Source organism: Luteibacter sp. HA06 (assembly GCF_054061215.1).
Genome location: NZ_JBSSDZ010000001.1, coordinates 677291 through 696508 on the forward strand (window position 1 = coordinate 677291; position 19218 = coordinate 696508).

Genomic DNA, 19218 nt, shown 5'->3' on the forward strand with positions numbered 1-19218 from the left:
ACGGGAACCGACTTTGCGGCCCCGGTCGTGAGGGTCGTGTAAACAGGCAAGTGGCGGATTGAACAGGGATTCAGGCTGGTCGATTTCATGCGAAGTCGTATTTACCGCCCTTGGTCAAAGCCGCCTGGTAGGCCGGACGTGCGTGGATGCGCTGCAGGAAGTCGTGCAGCTTCGGCCGCGACGCATCGAGACCGCCCCGGCTGGCAGCCGCTTCGAGCGGGAAGCTCATCTGGATGTCGGCAGCCGTGAACGCCTCGCCTGCGAACCACTCGGACTTGCCGATTTCGCTTTCGAGGTAATCCAGGTGCAGCTTGAGCTGCGGGTCGATGAAGGCCTTCTGCGCACCCTTGGCGAGCATGCGGGCGACGGGCTTGGCGAAGAAGGGCACCGGGGCCGTCTCCATGCGCACGAAGACCAGCTTGAGCAGCAGTGGCGGCATCGCCGAGCCTTCGGCGTAGTGCAGGAAATAGATGTAGCGCAGCCAGTCGGGGCTGCCGACGGTCGGGCGCAGGCGGCCCTGGGCGTAGCGCTCGATGAGGTACTCGACGATGGCGCCGGACTCGGCCAGCGTGACGTCGCCGTCCTGGAGGATGGGTGACTTGCCGAGGGGATGAACTGCGCGGAGCTCTTTCGGCGCCAACATGGTCTTGGGGTCGCGCTGGTAGCGGACGATGTCGTACGGAAGGCCGAGTTCCTCCAGCAGCCAGAGGACGCGCTGGGAGCGCGAGTTATTCAGGTGGTGGACGATGATCATGGCTGGCCCGCGCGTGGAAGAGGGCGCAGCGTAGCAGCGCCCCACGTGCACATTCCATCGACGGGCGCAGAGTAGCGTGAGTGGCCTGCCACCACGAGGACACTGCCATGGGCCGCGAAGCCGACACCATCCATACCGACAAGGGCACCATCGGGCGCCTGCAGGCATTGATTCATGAGCTGCGGGATAACGCCAAGGTGCTTATCCACCTGCAGGATGGCTCGACGATGCAGGGGGTGGTCGCCGTGGTGCCTACCGTTCAGACCTTCGTCGATGGCGACGGGACTGAGGGCATCAATGGCGTGGTGAAGCTGATCGACAATGATCGGCCCGACTGGTCGGCGACCGTTTCATTGGACACCATTGCGCGCGTCGAGCATCTGGATTCGGTGGTTTACGGGACGTCGCAGACGTAACCGGGCGTCGGTCTGCCTTTTGTGGGAGCCGCTTCAGCGGCGAATAGGCATGGGTGCGTAGCTATGCCTTTTCGCCGCTGAAGCGGCTCCCACATAGAGCGGGCAATGGCGCTCGCCTCGGGTCATGTTGGCGGGAGGGTTTCCTGGAGCTTTTTCGTTTGCTCCGGGAAGTTCTTGCTCTGCGCGCTTACGGTGGTGTCGACGAGTTTGCGTGCTTCGGCATCGCGGTTCAGTGCGTGTAGCGCCTTCACCCGATACGTGGCGACGCTGATCGTGTTTGCCCCATACGCTTTCTTCGCTGCGGTCTCGAGATAAGGCAGGCCTCCGGCCGGCTTACCGCTTTCGACGAGGCGACGTCCGTAGCGATAGTTATAGACGTAGTCGTCCGGGTAAGCGGCGATCAGCTGCTTCTCCAGCGTGTCGAGCTCATCGCCGGCCTTGGCCCGCACGAGGTAAACGCGCAGGTTGTCGGCGAGGTTGCGGTCGCTCTTGAGGTCGCCGTGAAGTTTCTCGCGGCTGAGATCGATACCCTTGCGAAGGATGGCTTGCTCGCCTGCGGTATCGCCGATCGCGGCATCGAGGTCCGCGCCCGTGAGTACGGCACTGCGCTGGTCGGCGCAGAGGGGCGTTGGGATGAACACCTGGCTCGCCACGTAATCGTCGTATGCCGCTTTCTGCGGCTTGAGCGTGGCCTGTCGTTCGGCCGGCGCCTGATCTGCGGTGGCGGCTATCAGGTCATCGAGCACATAGGGACGATCACAGCCGATGTTTCCGGCGAGCACCTTGGTGGCCGCTGCCACGATGGCCGTGTTGTTCTTGTCGGCCTTGCCTTCGAGCAGCAACAGTTTCTGCTTGGCCAGTGCCACGCGCTTGTCCTGATCGGACACGTTACGAACCATCGATGGCAAGGTGTCGAACCACGCCATGCCTTCCTTGCCCTGGTAGCGCTGCTGGTAGGTATCGAGCACCTCGGCGACCGAGGCGAGTGAGCCCTTCACCGCTTCGTCTTTCTGATGCGAGAGACGTGCGTCGCCGGAAAGGAGCGCACCCACTTGCGGATAGAACTTCTCTCGCGGTTGCTCGGCGAGGATACGTCCGAGTTCTTCCCCGTCCGGGCCGATGGCGACATATGTCGGCAGGAAGTGGACGTCGAGCTTGTTCATCCACGCTTTGTCGGCGGGTTTGTCCGCGTCGGCTTCGTAGAAGACGATCTTCTTCGATAGATCGTCCCACTCCTTGCCGTTCAGCACATGGCTGGCCATGTAGTAACACGAGTAACACCAGACCGCCTGGAAATCGACCAACACCGGCTTGTGCTCACGCTTGCCCTGGGCGAGGGCGGCGTCGAGACTGGCGGGGCCTTCGTGCGCGGCGTAGGCCGGCGCAACGGAGGCAAGAAGGGCGGCGGCGAGCAGGCGCTTCATCGTGGACATCCCCTTTGGCGGTATAGACGTCCACTCTATTAGCACGTTTTTCGCGCGATGTCAGATCGTGCCGCTGGCCCCTTCCACCGGCTCGGGGTCGGAAACCAGCCCCTGGCGACGTCTCAGGGAGGGGAACCACCAAGTCCACAGGCCGACTACGACCAGGGTGCCGATGCCGCCCAGCAGCGTGGCGTTCACGGCGCCGAAGGCCGCCGCGAGGATGCCGGACTCGAATTCGCCCAGCTGGTTCGAGGTATTGATGAAGATGGCATTCACCGCGCTCACGCGCCCGCGCATGTCGTCCGGGGTCTCCAGCTGCACCAGCGCCCCGCGGATGACCATGCTGACCATGTCGAACGCGCCGAGGGCGAACAGGGCAATCAGGGACACCCACAGCGTGGAGGAGAGGGCGAAGGCGATCGTCGCGACGCCAAAGCCCGCCACGGACGCGAACATGATGGGTCCGACCCTCCGTGTCAGGCTGTTGTGCGCGAGCCAGACGGACATCAGCAGGGCACCGACCGCAGGTGCGGCACGAAGCAGGCCCAGGCCCCATGGGCCGGTGTGCAGGATGTCGCGGGCGAAGATGGGTAAGAGCGCCGTGGCGCCGCCCAGGAGCACGGCGAACAGGTCCAGCGAGATGACGCCGAACACGGCGGGGCGATGGCGAATGAAGTGCACTCCGGCAAAGAGCGTCTTCAGCGTGGCCGGCTCGCGGTGCGGCGGTTGGTGGTCGTACTGCAGCCGGGACATCAGGACCAGGGCAACCAGATAAAGGACACCGGCGACCGAATAGACCGTGCCCGGCCCGGCCACGTAAAGCAGACCGCCCAGGGCCGGGCCCGCGATCATCGCTGCCTGGCCGGCCGACGCCGTCGAGGCCATCGCGCGGGGCAGGACGGAGGGCGGTACCAGCGCCGGGAGCATCGATTGCAGGGCAGGGAACTCGAAAGCCTTGCCGAGGCCGACCACGAAGACCAGGGCGAGGATGCCGACCTCGTTGATGTGTCCCGTGAGACTGAAGACGGCGAGCAAGGCGATCGCCACCCACTCGATGGACTGGCACACGGTGACGATGCGACGCCGGTCGAACTGATCGGCTACGTGACCGGCGGGCAGTGCCAGCAGCACGGACGGGATGAACTGGACCAGGCCGATGAGGCCGAGATCGAGGGCGCGGTGGGTGATCTCGTAGATCTGCCAGCCGACCGCGACGGACATCATCTGGAAACCGAAACTCGACGCGTTCTTGGCGAACCAGAAATGCAGGAAGGCGCGATGACGAAGGAGGGATACTGCTTCCGGGGACGACGAAGACATGGGTGATCCTTGGGGAGTCGGGCGATTCTACGCCCGCCTTGCCAGCACCCGCGCCAAAGGGCGAAGCTAGGGCTTCGTTCTTCCGGGATGTCTTCGCCATGCGCCGTTTCGCTCCGCTCGCCGTTCTCCTTGCCACCGCCACGATGGCCGCCTGTTCGCAGTCATCCGAGCCCCAGGCCGCGCAGCAGGCGCCCGTCGACAACCAGGCCGACGAAGCCGCGAAGAAGCTCGAGACCTACCAGCAGTTGCTGAAGCTGCATAACGACGGACCGGCTGTGCAGCTCGGTCATGAGATCGTCGACAAATACCCGGACACGCCGGCTGCGGCCGAGGTGAAGAAGACGCTCGACAATCTGGAGACGAACTACAAGGCCACCAGCGAGAAGGCGCGTCTGACGGCGCTGTGGCTTTACCAGACCTCGCCCATGCAGGGCGGCACGCAGAGCACGGCGACGATCCAGTCCACCCGCCCGACCGGCGAGGAGACGGTGCGATTGATCCTGCGTCGGCATACCGCCTGGGGCCAGACCGTTTTTCTCTATGCCACGGCGGGCAAGGGCTTCGTCTGCAAGGGCGACTGCACGTTGAAGGCCACGTTCGATGGCAAGCCGAAAACGCTGAAGGCTTTCCGTCCGCCCACCGGCGAGCCGGCGCTGATCTTTCGCAACGATCCTCAGTTCATCAAGGATATGGCGAAGACGAAGCGGATCACGATCGACGTCGTGACGGTCAGTCGGGGGGAGACGACGTTGACGTTTGAGACGGGTGGCTTCGACGACAGTAAGTGGGCGCCGCTCCCTAAGAAGAAGTGACGCCCGGCAAGCACCCTGTCGCCGATGAATCGGCTCCCACAACAGGGCCCACAATAGAGCTGATGCTGCGGTCGGTTAGTGAAGGAAGAGCTTTTGGGTGATGCGGGTGAGGGGCCACTCGAGCAGCGTGTTGAGGCGCGCAGGGAGGTCCAGCGGGCGTAGCAGCATCTTCACCGTCATCTCGGCGGGGAGGTGCTTCTTCAGCAGGCCTTCCGCGCGACCAGCAATGCGACGGAACTCCGCGTCGTCGTGTGCCTTGTCGGGATGGCGCACGTTGAACACGTGGCGCAGTGCGATGTCGCTGTCTTCGTTCTTGATCTCGCTCAGGCGCTTGAGCAAGGTGCGCAAGGTGCTGAAGCGACCGATCTTGTCGCGCTCGCGATAGATGCGGAAGTGTTGGTAGAAGTTCTTGTAATGACGCACTTCATCGCTCTTGATGTAGTTCGTCAGTTCACGCAGCACGGGCTCATCGGTCACCTCGTTAAGGGCGCGATACAAACTCGCGGTGCCCGTTTCGACGACGCAACGTGCTGCCAGCTCAAGGCCACGGTTGGGCTCCAGCTCGTCCGGCGTGCACACCGAGCCGTAGTGGGCGAAGAAGTTGCGGAAGCCGGTTTCCCAGTCGAACTCCGGCCAGACGTGGCGCACATAGGCAGCCAACGCACGGCCGTGCTGCATTTCCTCGTGCTCCCAATGATCACGAAGCCACGCCTGCAGCGTTTCGTCGCCGGCGAAGTGGTCGACGAGGAGATGTGTGTACAGGTCCGAGCCGCTCTCCACGAACGATGAGCTGCACAGCAGGAGGAAGAGGTCTTCGTTGTCCCTGACCTTCGCGGTTTCAATGCGCGAGAGATCCAGTTTTTCGAGCGTCCATGGCAAAGTGGCGGCGTAGCTCACTCGTTGTTCCCCGATCGCTTTGTCTTATCGCCCAGAGGGGCATCTGACCGAATTGTGACAAAGCCGGGCGGGCATGGCTACGCGGGATTCTTGCGTTCAGCGCACCACCGTGACGGGCACGTGGGCCTTGGCCAGGACATCGGTGGACGTCGAGCCCACCAGCCAGCGGGCCAGGGCGCCCCGTTCGGTGTGCCCGATCACGATGTGGTCCACGCCATGCTGGGCCACATAGGAGAGGAGGGCGTCCCCGGGGCTGCCGTGGATCAGGTCGATCTCCACCGGGACGCCTGCCTCGGGTTTCAGGGCTTTTACTTCCGCATGGAGGGCCTGGAGCCGCTCGCGACCGTTGTCGGTCATCATCAGGGCGGCCGTATCGGCCCCGTTGTCGACCTGCAGTACCGAGACCACCTGGACCCGGGCGCCCGCGCATGCGGCCAGCTCCAGGGCGAAAAGGTAGGCGCGGCGGGCGGTTTCAGAACCGTCATAGCCAACCAGTATGTGCTTGGGCATGGGGAATTTCTCCGGGTAGCGGCGTTGGATCGATAGTAAACAGGTGCGCCGCCCGCAGGGGCCGATTCACGGGCTTTCCACGAATCCTCGGCTTTCCTGAACGGGCCTCGGCAGCCTCCGTGTTTCTTCACATTCGTGAGTACAGAATCCGTCCCGTAGCTTCCTGCCACCTACCCACGGAGAAACGAACATGATCAAGCGCATTACCGGTCTGGCTGTCCTGGCACTCGCCGCTGCAGGTACCTTCTCCGCCCAGCCCGCCAAGGCTGACAGCAATGCCGAAGTGAAGTGCCACATGACGTTCAGCACCACGGGTTGGGCTGCGATCTACAAGAAGGCCGATGGCCGGGGCCACGTGCGCTGCGATAACGGCCAGAGCGCCGACGTGATCATCCACGTTCGCGGTGGCGGTCTGACCGCCGGCAAGTTCAGCATCGAGGGCGGCAAGGGTGAGTTCACCCACGTCCACGGTATCGGCGAGATCTACGGCGAATACGCCAGCGGCGGCGCCAATGCCGGTGTCGTGAAGAGCGCCGAGAGCGCCGCCATGACCAAGGGCGAAGTCTCGCTGGCCGTCACGGGTACGGGCCGCGGCTTCAACCTCGGCGTCGACCTGAGCAAGTTCGAGATCGAGAAGATCAAGTAATCAGCGGTTCTCCGCTCTGAAGGGGTGTCCTCCGGGGCACCCCTTTTTTTTGGCGAATTGCCCAGGGCGCGCAACCGAAAGGGACAAAACCCGCATTCACGCGGACGAGTACACTTCCCTGATTCCCACCCACGAGGTTTCCCCATGCGTCGCCTCTTTACGCTTCTCGCTCTTTGCCTGGTCACCGTCTCTGCCTGGGCTGCCACCCCGACCGGCCCCGCCGTCGGCGACAAGGCGCCCGACTTCAAGCTGCAGGACCAGAAGGGTGAGTGGCACTCCCTGGACACCGAAAAGGGCAAGTGGCTGGTGGTCTATTTCTATCCGAAGGACTTTACCGGCGGTTGCACGACCGAGGTCTGCACCTTCCGCGATGACATCGTCAAGCTGCACAAGGCCGGTGCCGTGGTCTATGGCGTCAGCCTCGACGATGTGAAGTCGCATGCCGAGTTCGCCGCGAAGTATCACGTACCGTTCCCGCTGCTTTCGGACGCCGACGGCGCCATGGCGACGAAGTACGACGTGCTCAGCGATGAAAAGGGCAGCAAGTACGCCCGCCGCGAGACCTTCCTGATCAGCCCGACGGGTACGATTGCCAAGGTCTACAAGGATGTCGATCCGGAGAAGAATTCCGGGCAGGTGCTTGCCGACCTTGCGCAGCTGAAGGCTTCGGGCACCTGAGCATGTTCAAAACCGTCAGGGGTGCGCGTGGCGCCCAACCGTTCGCGCTGTGGCGCATCGTGGTCTGGCTGGTGATGTTGCTGGCGGCCGTGGGCTTTGTGATCAATGCCTACGGTGCTGTCATCGCGGGCGGCGCCATCGGTAGTCTGAGCCCCGAGGCGATCGCTGCGGGTGGCCCGGATCCACGCATCCTCATGGCGTGGTCCCTGGGTTACACCGTCGGGGCGTTCGCCGTCATGGTGTTGGCCCTGGGCACCCTTCGCTGGCGCGAGTGGGGTCGTCGCGCCATGCGTGTCGTCGCTGGTGTCCTCGCCGTCTGGGCGCTGTACACCGCGTGGATGGCTTTCCACCAGTGGCAGGAGATCGGTGTCGTGCTGGGTCAGCCGGGCCTTCCGCCGGAGCTGCTCATCCAGGCCACCAAGGCACGCTCGATTTTGCTCGTGGGCATCGTACTCAAGGCTGTTTCGGTGCCCGTGCTTGCTTGGCTGGCCTGGGTGCTTGGCAGCGTCACGGTCAGGCAGCAGTTCGCCCAGCCGGTCCTATGAGTTCCCTGACCCTCGCCCGCCGGCTTGTCCTCGTCGCTGCCTGCTTTGTGGGCGGCGCCGCGGCGCAGGACATGAGCCAGGTCTCCTGCGGCGTCGCGAGTACCTACGACCTCACGGTGCAGGCCGGGGCCCTCCTTTTCGAACGCCCGGACGTGGCTCCCCGCAGCGTACGGATGCATGACGGCAGCCTGTCGACGGATGGTCGCGCGGTGTCGTTGCGTCCGGACGAGCAGGATCGCGTCGCACTCTTCGAGCGGAATGTCCGTGCTCTGGTGCCCAAGGCCAAGGCGATTGCCACTGATGGTGTCGACATCGCGGCGCGTGCGGTGCGGGACGAGGCCGCGAGGGCGTCCCCGGGCTCGCTGAGCAGCGGCGAACTCGACCGGGCTCTGGCCTCCCGTGTCGCCCAGATCAAGCAACGCATCGCTGCGAGCCAGAGCACACGCGACTGGCAGGCGGACGCCATGCGCGCCTATGCGCAGGAAATCGTCTCGGATATCGCGCCTCTGCTGACGCAGGATGTGGGTGGCGAAGCCATGCAGCTGGCCATGAACGGTGACCTGCAGGGCGCGGCGGCGCTCCGTGACCGCGTGGCCGATGTGTCGACAGGTGGACAGGCCCGTGTTCTGGCCAGGCTGGAAACCGCGCTCAGGCCCAGGGTCCAGGCGCTCTGCCCGGCCGTTCGCCAGCTGGTCGATCTCCAATCGGGGCTGCGTGATGCGTCAGGTCAGCCGCTCCTGCTCATCGAGCCCGGCGGATGACCGCCCGCTGACCAGATATGGGCGCGTTTATCACCGGCTAAGTCCGACAGGTCTAACGTTTCGCCCATGGAACGCAATTCGATCCGAGTCGTGAATGGGCTGATTCGCCGAGTCATCGCGGATCGGGATCTTTATGGTCAGGCGGCCCGGGGCGTACGAGAGCCGGGGCTCAAGGCGATTCTCCAGGAATCCGCCGACTCGCTGACCGATATCGCCGCTGAACTGCAGAGCGAAGTAACCGCAACCGGTGGCCGTCCGGCAACGGCCGGCGGGGCCATGAGCGGCGTCCGACGCAGCATGATGGAGGCCTCGGCCAAACTGTCCAGCGACCCGGATGTGACCTATATCCGCACCCTGGAACTCATGGAACGGCGTTTGCTCGATGCCTTTCTACGGCTGGAATCGACCTCGGGAGACCGGGCTATCGTGGGACGCCACATCGCGCGCCTGCGCCTGCTGCATCTGGATATGGTCCACATGGGCGGCGCGACCGGCCGCTGAAGCCCTCTATGCGGCGCGCCTGAGCTCGCTGAGCGTGCGGTGCAGATGACGGTCCGCGGAGACGCGAACCGTATGAGCCGCTATTCGTGTTTCGCGATCCGCAAAGAAGTTTGCGAAGGCGATGGCGTCGCCGGGGTCTTTCCGCACCGCCATCTGAACCCCTTGCGAAAGATGCCCCACGCCTGGCCAACGTCGGCAATGTGGTAATCGATGATGTACTGACTCATTAGCGACCCTCGGTTGCGACACGCCAGATGGCGTGCGTCGACAAGGATCCAAGGCGCGGCTGAATTAAGAAATCAGATTAGTCTGAAAAATCTGAGTTTCTTTTGAGAATAAGCTCAACGCTCATCAAGGTCCTGCGCCGCCAGCACCAGCCGGGCCACATGAGTCTGCAAGGCCACAACCACGGTCGGCAGACGCGCCAGTGCAAGATTCCCATCGGCCCCGAGCAGATCTCTTTCGAAGCGCTCGAGCATGGCGGCTGCGCGCGAGGGCCCGAAAACACGAATGCCGCCGCTGACCCGATGGCTCCATGCCTGGGCTTCGAGGGGCGTGTGCAGGCTTGCTGCGCCTTCGATGTCGGCGTGCATCGCTGAGGCAAAGCGCTCGACCATGGCGGGCAATGCCTGCAGGGTACCGAAGTCCTCGCGCAGGACATCGAGGTCCCACACCGCATCCCTGGCGGCGACGCCCGCAAGGACTTCGCGCAGTGCGTCGAGCCGGACGGGTTTAGCCACGAATCCGTCCATCCCATTGGCGAGGCAGCGCGCGCGCTCCTCGGGCAGGGCGTTGGCCGTCATCGCCACGATGTGCAGCGCGTCGTCGCTCTCGCGAATAGCGCGCGCCAGGGCGTAGCCGTCGCGTCGTGGCATCTGCAGGTCGGTCAGGAGTACGTCGAACTCCAGCGACATCAACGCCGCCAAGGCTTCCTCGCCGTCCTCGACGATCGTCTGTCGATGCCCCAGTCGCTGCAGTTGCGCAACGATCAACTCGCGGTTGGTGGCATTGTCCTCCGCCACGAGCACATCGAGCGGCCGGCTTTTCCCCACGTAGCGAACCCTCTCGTCCGGTGCGTCCGAAACGCCACCGGCGACGACTGGCAGGTCGAGGTCCACCGTCACGCGTGTGCCAACACCCTGTTCGCTGGTCATCTCGATCTGTCCGCCGAGCAGCGACACCAGCCGCCGACCGATGGCGAGACCCAGGCCGCTGCCGCCGAAGCGGCGTGTGATCGACGACTCGGCCTGAGTGAACGGCGTGAACAACCGCATCAATTCGTTCGCGGCGATACCGATACCCGTATCGGCCACCGTGATGCGCAGTCGCTGCCGGCCTTCTCCGGTGCGCATCACATCAATGGCCACCGTAACGATGCCTCGCTCGGTGAATTTGATCGCATTACTGACCAGGTTGAGCAGGATCTGTCGCAACCGCGCGCCGTCGGTCAGAACCTTTTGCGCGAGACGCCTGTCGATCCGGTGTTCGATCAAGAGGCCTTTCCGGTCGGCCTGCCATGCGAACAGTTCGACTGCGGACACGACCAACTCACGCAGGTCGATCGGTCCCTTCTCGATAGCCAGCTTTCCGGCCTCGATGCGGGAGAAGTCCAGCACGTCGTCCAGGATTTGCAGCAACGCCTCGGCTGACGTCTCCGCCGTGCCCAGCCATTGCCGTTGGGCAGCATCGAGCGGCGTCGAACGAAGCATTTCCAGCATGCCGATGAGGCCGTGCATCGGAGTGCGTATCTCGTGGCTCATGGTGGCCAGGAACTGGCTCTTCGCACGCGTTGCCGATTCCGCGGCTTCCTTGGCGGCCGCGAGGTGGACCGATTGAAGGCGTTGTTCGGAGATGTCGATCCAGTAGCCGGTGAACTCGACCGCACGGCTGACCCGCCGCGGTACCGCGTGCGATGCTATCCAGCGCTCCGGGACGATGTCGCGCATGCGCATCTCAGCGAGTATCGGCGTCATGGAGGCCGCGGCGCGAATCACTTCGGTCATTAGCCCTGCCTGGTCGCGTGCATCGATGCGCGCGAAGGCACGGCGCTCGTCATGCAGAAACGTGTCTGCCGGCACGCCGAACATGGGCTCCGGATTGCCACCGACGTAGATGAACGCGATGCGTCCGTCATCGTAGAAGCGGAATCGGTAGACGACGGCGGGCATGTTTCGCGTCACATCGGCCAGTTGCTCTTCCGTTCGCTCCCGTCGCTGCGTCTCCCGCCGCAGGCGAACGTAGGCGTAGCTCACGAGGAGAAGCAAGCCCAGCACGGCAGCGCCCGCGGGCCCCGCCTTACGCGCTACCTCTCGCCACGACGCCGGCGCGGTGGGATGGACGCCGTAGTGAAGGGCGCGAAGGCGAGCCAGCCAGGCTCCTTCGACGGGAGTGAGCGGTAGGCCTGACGCATCGTCGCTGAGGGTTCCGCGCACGGCGTCGTACTCATCCGCCTTTGCAGGGAGTCGTCCTGTTCGTACATGAACGATCGGGGCAGTGTCGTGCTGTCCCGTATCCTCATGCGTCGTGTCGGCGCTACGTGCCTCCGGATGGAATGCACAAAAAAAGCCTAAAAAAATGGTCAATATTCTCAATTGCGTCATGGTGTTCCTTCGACCACGAGCGGACGATTACTGTAATCTCCGCCATGGTAAGACGAGTAGCACATCTCATGGAGAGCGGCTGCACACATCCGCTTACGAGGGAATACATGGTTCTGCGAACGATCATTGCCGACGATCACCCCGTGGTGCTGATGGGGGCCCGTGCCGCCCTGGAGGCGACGGGTGATATCGAAGTGGTCGGCGAAGCAGCGAACGGCGATCAGCTCGTCGATCTCCTGGCTTCGCGTCCCTGCGATGTGGTGGTAACGGATTTTTCCATGCCCGGCGGACGTCATGGGGACGGACTTTCCCTGATCGACCTGGTGCGCCGCCGCTATCCGCGCCTGCCGATCGTCGTGTTGACCATGGTCAACAATCCGGCGGTGTTACAGGCGATGCGTGGCCGCGGTGCGCTCGGCCTGTGCGACAAGCGTGCGCCGTTGCGGGAAGTGGCGGTGGCTGTTCGTTACGCTGCAACCGGTCGTGCCTATATGAGCGACACTATCCGGCGTCAGTTCGACGCCGGCGGGGTGCAAAGCACGACCGATGCCGTCCGCCTGTCGGCACGGGAAATCGAGGTGGTCCGGCTCTATGTCGGCGGCATGTCGCTCTCACAGATCGCCGAGCGCCTGAGCCGGAGCGTCAAGACGGTCAGTCGCCAGAAACGCGATGCCATGCGCAAACTCGGCATCGATCACGACAGTCGACTATCCGAGTACGCGCGGGAGCGCGGCATCGCCTCCTGACCCCTGCCAAAAGTCAGGGCGTGACGAACTGCCCATGCTTCGCGCCGTGAAACGGACTAAACCTTAGGCCAGCCGGACGCATCTCACCCCGGCGAACATTCGTTCCTGGGGAGAAGGGCCATGCGCCATCCGATTATCGCCGGCACCGCCGCCGCCGTCCTCGCGCTTACCGCGATGGCGGCGCAGGCCACTGAGTTCAACTACAGCTCGGACACTTGCAAGCGCGACTACTCGACGCCGTACGACGTCGATGTCACGGCGGCAGGCCTTTCTTTCCATCGTACGGATGGGAAGCCGGCGGAGGTTTTCCTCCACGACGGCGCACTTCGCGTCGACGGCAAGGCGATTGCCGTTTCCCACGCCGATGCCGATGCCTTGCGCCGTTACGAGGCGGGTGTGCGCGCCCTGATGCCGCAGATCGCGACGATCGCGCGGGAGGGCGTGGAGCTTGGTTTCTCGGCGATGACCACGGTGACGCTTTCGTTTGCCGAGGGAGACCAGCGGGGCACGATGCTGGAGAAGCTCAAGCGAAAGCAGGCTGACGCGCTGCGTGAGATCGACGAGGGAGTCGGTGCCGGTCACTGGTCGGCAGACCGTATGACGGAGACGGTCTCAGGATCCGTATCCGACTCGGTCGGCGAGCTGGTGGGTTCCGTCACTTCGAGCGCCGTGACCGCGGCCCTCTCGGGCGACGCAAGTAAGGTCGCCGCGCTACAGGCGCGCGCCGACTCGCTGGACAAGGCCATGGACCGGGAAATGAACAAGCGCTCCAAGGCACTGGAGGCGAAAGCGAATGCCATCTGCCCCCAGCTCAACGAGCTGAGCAGCTTGCAGCAAGCCTGGGGCGTTCGCCTGGATAACGGCAAGCCCCTCGAACTCATGACGATGAAGCCGAAGGGCGAACATCATGACGACGACCACGACACCGATCGCGGCGGGAAAGTCGTCAGCTTCTGAGTTGCTTGTCCAGCCACGTCGCGATATTGGCGACGCTGTCACCATAGAACGTGCGATACATCTCTTCGGTGACGTAACCGATGTGCGGCGTGGCGAGGACGTTAGGCAGGCGGCGGAACGGATGATCCGCAGGTAGTGGTTCCGTTTCGAAAACGTCCACCGCCGCGCCGGCAAGCCGTCCGGCCGATAGCGCATCGATCAACGCGTCCTCGTCGACAATGGGGCCACGCGAGCTGTTGATGAGACGCGCGGTCGGTTTCATGCTGGCCAACTCGGTTGCACCGATGAGGCCGAGCGTACGGTCGCTCAGGCGCGTGTGGATGCTCAGGAAGTCCGACTGCGCCATCAGCGCTTCCTTCGTGACGCGACGCACGCCGACAGCACTGGCGGCTTCGTCGGTGAGGTTCTGGCTCCAGGCGATCACCTGCATGCCGAAGACCTGGGCGATACGCGCAACCTCGGAGCCGATTCGCCCCAGTCCGAGGATGCCGAGCGTCTTGCCGCGCAACTCCGTGCCCAGGCCGATCTGCCAGCTCCCGGCCCGAAGCGATGCTGCTTCGCCGGCAATGTTCCTTGCCAGACCCAGGATGGCAGACCAGGTGAACTCGATCGTCGGTGTCGAGGAGTAGCCCGTGTGTACCACCTCGACGCCGTGCTTTGACGCCGCGTCGAGGTCGATCGAGGCGTTGCCTCTGCCTGTGGACGCGATCAGCCTGAGCCTCGGCAGGGCGCCGATGAGTGCGGCCGTCATGGGGGTGCGCTCACGCATGACGCAGACGACATCGAAGGTGGAAAGTCGTTGCACGAGCGGGGCCTGCTCGGCCAGGTGATCGTGGAACACCACGATCTCTGCCCGGCCTTCCAGAGGGGACCAGTCTGCACTCGTCATGGCGACGTGCTGGTAATCGTCGAGCACCGCTATCCGGATCGTCTTGTCGGTCATTCTGGATTCCTGGGTCATGCCGGCTGGATGAGGTCCCAGCCGTTACCGTAGAGGTCATCGAAGACCACGACGGTGCCGTAGGCTTCGTGTCGGGGTTCTTCGCGAAAGTGAAGGCCATGCTCGCGCATGCGCGCGTAGTCGCCGGCGAAGTCGTCGGTCTGCAGGAAAAGGAATACGCGACCGCCGCCCTGCTTGCCCACGTGAGCACGTTGTTCATCGGTCACGGCACGTGCGAGCAGCAGGCGGGTACCGTCGGACCCGCGGGGCGCAACGGTCACCCAGCGCTTGCCGTCACCCATGTCGGTGTCGTCGATCAGTGTGAAGCCGAGGGCCTGCGTGAAGAAGGCAACAGCTTCGTCGTAGTCGTGGACGAGGAAGGTGATGGCACCGAGTGTTGGCATGGAAATCTCCGCAATCGATTTCCAAGCATCCGCGCTGTGTGTCGCCGTGGCAAGAGAGATGAAACAATCGTCACGGTGCCGCCGCGTGCATCCGCCGGATTCTTACCGTCGAGCCGCCGGCAAAGGTGATCACGAAGGTCGACCCTTCATGCGTCTGCTTTGTTACCGGCAGGGGCTCCACATTGGCAGCGGCGTCCACTTCGCTCTGGTGATATCGCACTTCCTCGCCGTTCGGCGTGATCGTCATGGGCGGTCCGAAGCGCACGAAGCTGGTGAAATGCGTGGAGCATGTGTCGCAGTCGGGACGACTGATCTCGGGAAGCTTCTTGGCCCAGATCCAGTACTTGTTCTCGTGCGGAATGATAATGCGACGCTCGTTGCCCCCACCGATCGGATGGCCTTCAACCGATGACCATACGCGGACGATGCGCGTCTGACTGCAGTCGGCCGAGGCGCATTCCTGCAGCACCACGTAGTCGTTCTCGTTGAGGTGCTGTGGTTCCACGCTGAGTACATCGCCCTCGACGAGGGCCGTGGCGGGAAAGACCACGTTCGGCATGCGTGGATCGACTTTGAAGTCGCCGGAGATCAGGTAGCCGCCCCGGCTCTCGGTGTACGCATCCGCGGTGACGGTAACGCCTGGCAGGTTGACGTTGCTGGCTGGTCCTGCCTGTTGGGCCATTACAGAGCCGGCAAGAAGGTTGCCAAGCGACAGGACGAAGAGCATTCGAAAAGCTGGCATGGTGTTCTCCCTGACGTGCCGCGTCGCTGCGCCGATGACACCACCGCATTGGTTAAAGGGCAAGTCCGCAGGAACTTTCGAAGCCAAACTTGCAAGTTTGCCTTGCAAGTTAGACCGGGCGCCCATAGCGTAATGCGATGGCCAAGCCACCCAACGTATCCCCCGGCGTCGATGCCGCCGCTGCCGATCTCCTCGCCGCCTGCGGCCAGCTGATACGTCGCCTGCGAGCCGAGTCCAACAACCAGGAGCTGAGCTGGTCGCAAATGGCCGTGCTCATCCGGCTGGAAGAGGGCGGTCCGATGTCCATCGCCGACATGGCACGCGCCGAACTGGTGAAGCCCCAGTCGATGGGCGTGACGTTGGCCGTCCTCGAAGAGGAGGGCCTTGTCGAGCGCAGGCCGCACCCGACCGACGGACGCCAGTTCCTCTTCGCATTGACCGCTGACGGCGTCGAGGCGCGTCGCCGCGTTCGGGCCGCGAAACGGACGTGGCTCGCCGGTGCTGTTGCCACCCTCACCGAAGACGAACAGCGCGACCTCTTGATTGCTGCGGCGGTGATTCGTCGCCTGGCCGATACGAGTTCGAACGCATCTATCTAACCCAAGGAATACACCATGCCGCTTAGCCAACTCGATGCCAACGCTGCCCTGATCGTCATCGATCTGCAGAAGGGCATCGTCGCGCTGCCGACCGCGCACGACACGGCCGACATCGTCGCGCGTTCCGCCTCGCTCGCTCGTGCCTTCCGTGCATCGGGCCGCCCCGTCGTGCTCGTGCATGTCACGGGCGCCGCGCCGGGTCGTACCGATGGAGGTGCGCGTCCCTTTCCGTCGGATCCGTCGTTCGCCGAGTTCGTGCCCGAAATCGAGCGGGCGCCGTCCGATCACATCGTTGAAAAGAAGCGTTGGGGCGCGTTCCACGGCACCGACCTGGACAGTTGGCTGCGCGGCAAGGGTGTCGAGCAGGTAGTCATCGTCGGTGTCGCCACGAGCATCGGTGTCGAGTCCACGGCGCGCTTTGCCAGTGAGCACGGTTACAACGTCGTGATCGTGCCCGATGCGATGACCGACATGGTCGCCAGTGCACACGACAACAGCGTGAATACGATCTTCCCGCGTCTCGCCGAAACGACAACGACGGCCGACCTGCTCAAGGCGATCGGCTGACGTTTAGCCTTCTCCCGCTTCCCTGTCGAGATTCGCGCTGAGTCGGTCGAGCAGGGCGACGAGGGTACCCTTTTCTGCGTCGCTGAAACCCGCGAGCGCGGCGTCCTCTCCTGCGAACAATATCTTTCTCGCCGCCGGCATGCGCTTTTCCGCGTCGGCGGTGAGGGAGATCAGCTTACTGCGTCCGTCTTGCGGGTCGGGCGTGCGTACGATGTTTCCATCGCGTTCCATGCGGCTCAGCAATTGAGCCATCGTTGGCTGCTCCACGCGGACTCCGCGGGCGAGTTCGCTTTGCGACAAGGCCTTGCGACCCTTCAGCATGACGATAACCGGCACCTGGCCGAGTGAGAATCCCAGGTCGCGCAACTTCGGCTCGTACAGGCGAGCGAAGCCCCGGCTTACCCGGCCGATGAGGGCGAGGGCGCCCGTGGGCACGCCCGCGACATCCATGGCTTGACGATTCATAGGTGGCTATGTTTAATGGATAGTCACCTATGTTAATCGATCGAGGCCCTCATGCGCACCCGTCCACGTATCGCGATCGTTGGCGCCGGCCCCGGTGGGCTGACGCTCGCCCGCATGCTTTACGTCCACGGCATTGAAGCGGTGGTCTACGAGCGTGAGCGGCATTCGCTCGAGCGGCCGCAGGGCGGCACGCTGGACCTGCATACCGAGTCCGGCCAGTTCGCCCTGGCTCAGGCTGGGCTCGGAGAGGGCTTTCAACGTATTGCTCGATATGAAGACCAGGGCACACGTGTACTCGATCGCGATGGGCGCCTGCTGTTCGAGGATTCGGACCCGGGCGACGGCGACCGGCCTGAGGTCGACCGAACGGCCTTACGCGAACTTCTCCTTGCTTCGCTGCCGGACAATGCGGTTCGTTGGGGGCGTGGCGTGCAAGCCGTGCGGCCTTGTGCCGACCTCACCTGGGATCTGTGTTTCGAGAACGGCGACGTCGCCAACGTCGACCTCGTCGTTGGCGCGGACGGCACCTGGTCGCGCGTACGGCCATTGCTATCGAACTACCAGCCCGAATACATCGGCCTGACCTTCATCGAGTTCGGCATCGACGATGTCGATCGGCTTCATCCTGCGATCGCTGCGTTGGTAGGACGAGGAAAGGTCGATGTCGTTGGTGATGGCAAGCTCATCGTCGCCCAGCGCAACGCGCATTCGCACGTACGTGGTTACGGTATTTTTCGTGTGCCTGTCGGTTGGGTGGAACAGCGCTTCGATACCTCATCACCGGATACGTTTCGCCAGGGCTTGCTCGGCGAGTTCGCCGGGTGGAGTGAAAAGGTTCTCGATGTGATTCGCGCAAGCAACGATCACATCGTCACCCGGCCGCTGTATGCGCTGCCGGTTGGGCACCGTTGGACACATCGCCGCGGGCTCACCCTGCTGGGAGATGCGGCCCACGTGATGTCGCCGTTCGGCGGCGAAGGCGTCAATGCCGCGATGCGCGATGCCGCCGAACTGGCAGCCCGCCTGGTCGCTGGCAGCGACTGGGATGCAGCGGTGGAAGCCTTCGAGATCGACATGTTCGAGCGCGTCGTCGAAGCAGCGCGTGGGTCGGCAGAAGGTGCGGCCATACAGGGTTCGCATGACGCGCTGGCGCTGACTCTGGAGCATATGCGCAGCGTGCTGGGCGAAGCCGGCGCCTGACGCACGGAGCGCATCACATCACAGGTGCTGGTCGTGCTCGTCGTCGGCCGCGAGGCCGGTGCCTGCGCCTGCGGCGGCACCGCCGGCCATGCCGGCACCCATCCCGCCACCGCCCATACCACCTCCGCCACCTTTTCCACCGCCACCCTCGCGGCCATCACCCTTACCGCCGTCCGCGCGGCCCTTACCGCCCGCGCCGCTGGATGGGCGCGTTGGCCCCTGCTTCGGAATGACGACGCTTGCCGGGATCGCATCCAGATCGAGCACGCTGCGGATGAAGTCGCGCAACGACACCACCAGTTCGGCGGTATGCGTCGGTCGCCCCTCGGCCAGCTCAGTCGCTGCTTTCGCTGCCAGTTCAACCTGCCGTTCCGTGCCAAGCAGGATGATGTCCGACAGGGCGGCTTCTACCGCATCACGCACGCGACGTGCGCGATCGCTGCCTGATGCCACTGCCGCATCGACGGCGGTCTGATCCGCCTCCATGCGTTTAAGATCGCGAAGATGCGTCGGATCGACCGAAAGGTTGCCGGTGAACGACCCGCCGAGTGTCTTATAAGCCGCAATCAACGTGCGGAGGCGTTCGTTGATCTGCCGGTTCTCGCGCTCGCGCCGCTGCTGGATCGTCTGCATGGCGAGCAGCCGGATGCCGACGCCGATGAGCGTAATGACCGCCAGCCCGAAGAGGGTGGAGAGCAGGCCTTGCCAGGAGCTGAAGTCGAGGTTGCGCATGG

At 63.9% G+C, this 19218-nt stretch carries 23 protein-coding genes; 12 read left to right on the forward strand and 11 right to left on the reverse strand.

All coding sequences use genetic code 11. From position 1 onward, the window contains the following. Window positions 1–85: 85 nt before the first annotated feature. Window positions 86–754 (reverse strand): glutathione S-transferase, encoded by a 669-nt coding sequence (locus ACVWWJ_RS02860; RefSeq protein ID WP_456966704.1) that lies wholly within the window; start codon window positions 752–754, stop codon window positions 86–88. A 107-nt stretch (window positions 755–861) separates the two neighbouring features. Here ACVWWJ_RS02860 and ACVWWJ_RS02865 point away from each other — a divergent pair, with 107 nt between their 5' ends. Further along, window positions 862–1170 carry a DUF3247 family protein gene (locus ACVWWJ_RS02865; protein WP_456966705.1) on the forward strand — a complete coding sequence of 103 codons (309 nt, stop codon included), beginning with the start codon at window positions 862–864 and terminating at the stop codon, window positions 1168–1170. Between the two features lie 122 nt (window positions 1171–1292). On the opposite strand, the gene ACVWWJ_RS02870 is transcribed toward ACVWWJ_RS02865, so the two are convergent. Beyond that, a complete protein-coding gene (locus tag ACVWWJ_RS02870) occupies window positions 1293–2594 on the reverse strand; it encodes a thioredoxin family protein (RefSeq protein WP_456966706.1) in 1302 nt (433 codons plus the stop codon). 60 nt (window positions 2595–2654) lie between these two features. Beyond that, window positions 2655–3914, reverse strand: coding sequence for an MFS transporter (locus tag ACVWWJ_RS02875; RefSeq protein ID WP_456966707.1), 1260 nt, complete (start codon window positions 3912–3914; stop codon window positions 2655–2657). Window positions 3915–4012: 98 nt separating this feature from the next. Between ACVWWJ_RS02875 and ACVWWJ_RS02880 the strand changes: the two genes are divergently transcribed. After that, window positions 4013–4726 (forward strand): hypothetical protein, encoded by a 714-nt coding sequence (locus tag ACVWWJ_RS02880; RefSeq protein ID WP_456966708.1) that lies wholly within the window; start codon window positions 4013–4015, stop codon window positions 4724–4726. Between the two features lie 75 nt (window positions 4727–4801). On the opposite strand, the gene ACVWWJ_RS02885 is transcribed toward ACVWWJ_RS02880, so the two are convergent. Further along, complete coding sequence (locus ACVWWJ_RS02885; RefSeq protein WP_159894136.1) at window positions 4802–5623, reverse strand: ferritin-like domain-containing protein; 822 nt, start codon at window positions 5621–5623, stop codon at window positions 4802–4804. Between the two features lie 96 nt (window positions 5624–5719). Continuing rightward, entirely contained in the window at window positions 5720–6133 is a 414-nt protein-coding gene (locus ACVWWJ_RS02890; protein WP_456966709.1) for a universal stress protein, read from the reverse strand. A gap of 190 nt (window positions 6134–6323) precedes the next feature. On the opposite strand from ACVWWJ_RS02890, the gene ACVWWJ_RS02895 reads away from it, so the two are divergent. The 5 genes from ACVWWJ_RS02895 to ACVWWJ_RS02915 all read left to right on the forward strand — a co-directional run bounded on the left by ACVWWJ_RS02895 (window position 6324) and on the right by ACVWWJ_RS02915 (window position 9264). Next, a complete protein-coding gene (locus ACVWWJ_RS02895) occupies window positions 6324–6779 on the forward strand; it encodes a hypothetical protein (protein WP_159894132.1) in 456 nt (151 codons plus the stop codon). Window positions 6780–6923: 144 nt separating this feature from the next. Beyond that, window positions 6924–7457: a peroxiredoxin gene (locus ACVWWJ_RS02900; protein ID WP_159894130.1), complete on the forward strand. Its 534-nt coding sequence runs from the start codon at window positions 6924–6926 to the stop codon at window positions 7455–7457. A 2-nt stretch (window positions 7458–7459) separates the two neighbouring features. After that, on the forward strand, window positions 7460–8002 hold the full coding sequence (locus tag ACVWWJ_RS02905) for a hypothetical protein (RefSeq protein ID WP_456966710.1): 543 nt from the start codon (window positions 7460–7462) through the stop codon (window positions 8000–8002). Next, window positions 7999–8763 (forward strand): DUF2884 family protein, encoded by a 765-nt coding sequence (locus ACVWWJ_RS02910; RefSeq protein WP_456966711.1) that lies wholly within the window; start codon window positions 7999–8001, stop codon window positions 8761–8763. The genes ACVWWJ_RS02905 and ACVWWJ_RS02910 overlap by 4 nt, the downstream gene beginning before the upstream one ends. Window positions 8764–8829: 66 nt before the next feature. After that, window positions 8830–9264: a PA2169 family four-helix-bundle protein gene (locus ACVWWJ_RS02915; RefSeq protein ID WP_159894125.1), complete on the forward strand. Its 435-nt coding sequence runs from the start codon at window positions 8830–8832 to the stop codon at window positions 9262–9264. 341 nt (window positions 9265–9605) lie between these two features. Here ACVWWJ_RS02915 and ACVWWJ_RS02920 read toward each other — a convergent pair whose 3' ends face one another. Beyond that, complete coding sequence (locus tag ACVWWJ_RS02920) at window positions 9606–11696, reverse strand: ATP-binding protein (RefSeq protein ID WP_456966712.1); 2091 nt, start codon at window positions 11694–11696, stop codon at window positions 9606–9608. 275 nt (window positions 11697–11971) lie between these two features. Between ACVWWJ_RS02920 and ACVWWJ_RS02925 the strand changes: the two genes are divergently transcribed. Together ACVWWJ_RS02925 and ACVWWJ_RS02930 are read left to right on the forward strand one after the other, a co-directional pair. Then, entirely contained in the window at window positions 11972–12610 is a 639-nt protein-coding gene (locus ACVWWJ_RS02925; RefSeq protein ID WP_200851804.1) for a response regulator, read from the forward strand. 120 nt (window positions 12611–12730) lie between these two features. Next, window positions 12731–13567, forward strand: coding sequence for a DUF2884 family protein (locus ACVWWJ_RS02930; protein WP_456966713.1), 837 nt, complete (start codon window positions 12731–12733; stop codon window positions 13565–13567). Here ACVWWJ_RS02930 and ACVWWJ_RS02935 read toward each other — a convergent pair. From ACVWWJ_RS02935 to ACVWWJ_RS02945, 3 genes are all read right to left on the reverse strand, one after another. Next, window positions 13557–14510, reverse strand: a complete 954-nt coding sequence (locus ACVWWJ_RS02935; protein WP_456966714.1) for a D-2-hydroxyacid dehydrogenase family protein — start codon at window positions 14508–14510, stop codon at window positions 13557–13559. The genes ACVWWJ_RS02930 and ACVWWJ_RS02935 overlap by 11 nt on opposite strands. A 14-nt stretch (window positions 14511–14524) precedes the next feature. Next, window positions 14525–14911 carry a VOC family protein gene (locus ACVWWJ_RS02940; RefSeq protein WP_456966715.1) on the reverse strand — a complete coding sequence of 129 codons (387 nt, stop codon included), beginning with the start codon at window positions 14909–14911 and terminating at the stop codon, window positions 14525–14527. 70 nt (window positions 14912–14981) lie between these two features. Then, window positions 14982–15653 carry a hypothetical protein gene (locus tag ACVWWJ_RS02945; protein ID WP_456966716.1) on the reverse strand — a complete coding sequence of 224 codons (672 nt, stop codon included), beginning with the start codon at window positions 15651–15653 and terminating at the stop codon, window positions 14982–14984. A gap of 137 nt (window positions 15654–15790) precedes the next feature. Here ACVWWJ_RS02945 and ACVWWJ_RS02950 point away from each other — a divergent pair, with 137 nt between their 5' ends. Together ACVWWJ_RS02950 and ACVWWJ_RS02955 are read left to right on the forward strand one after the other, a co-directional pair. After that, on the forward strand, window positions 15791–16252 hold the full coding sequence (locus tag ACVWWJ_RS02950) for a MarR family transcriptional regulator (protein ID WP_159894111.1): 462 nt from the start codon (window positions 15791–15793) through the stop codon (window positions 16250–16252). 15 nt (window positions 16253–16267) lie between these two features. After that, entirely contained in the window at window positions 16268–16819 is a 552-nt protein-coding gene (locus ACVWWJ_RS02955; protein ID WP_159894109.1) for an isochorismatase family protein, read from the forward strand. A 3-nt stretch (window positions 16820–16822) separates the two neighbouring features. Here the strand turns inward: ACVWWJ_RS02955 and ACVWWJ_RS02960 are convergent, their stop codons facing one another. After that, on the reverse strand, window positions 16823–17284 hold the full coding sequence (locus ACVWWJ_RS02960) for a MarR family winged helix-turn-helix transcriptional regulator (RefSeq protein WP_456966717.1): 462 nt from the start codon (window positions 17282–17284) through the stop codon (window positions 16823–16825). Between the two features lie 51 nt (window positions 17285–17335). On the opposite strand from ACVWWJ_RS02960, the gene ACVWWJ_RS02965 reads away from it, so the two are divergent. Next, the gene (locus tag ACVWWJ_RS02965) at window positions 17336–18484 is read left to right on the forward strand and encodes an FAD-dependent oxidoreductase (protein ID WP_456966718.1); all 1149 of its coding nucleotides are present in this window, start codon (window positions 17336–17338) and stop codon (window positions 18482–18484) included. Window positions 18485–18502: 18 nt separating this feature from the next. Here the strand turns inward: ACVWWJ_RS02965 and ACVWWJ_RS02970 are convergent, their stop codons facing one another. Next, window positions 18503–19216, reverse strand: coding sequence for a hypothetical protein (locus ACVWWJ_RS02970; protein WP_456966719.1), 714 nt, complete (start codon window positions 19214–19216; stop codon window positions 18503–18505). Between the last annotated feature and the right edge of the window lie 2 nt (window positions 19217–19218).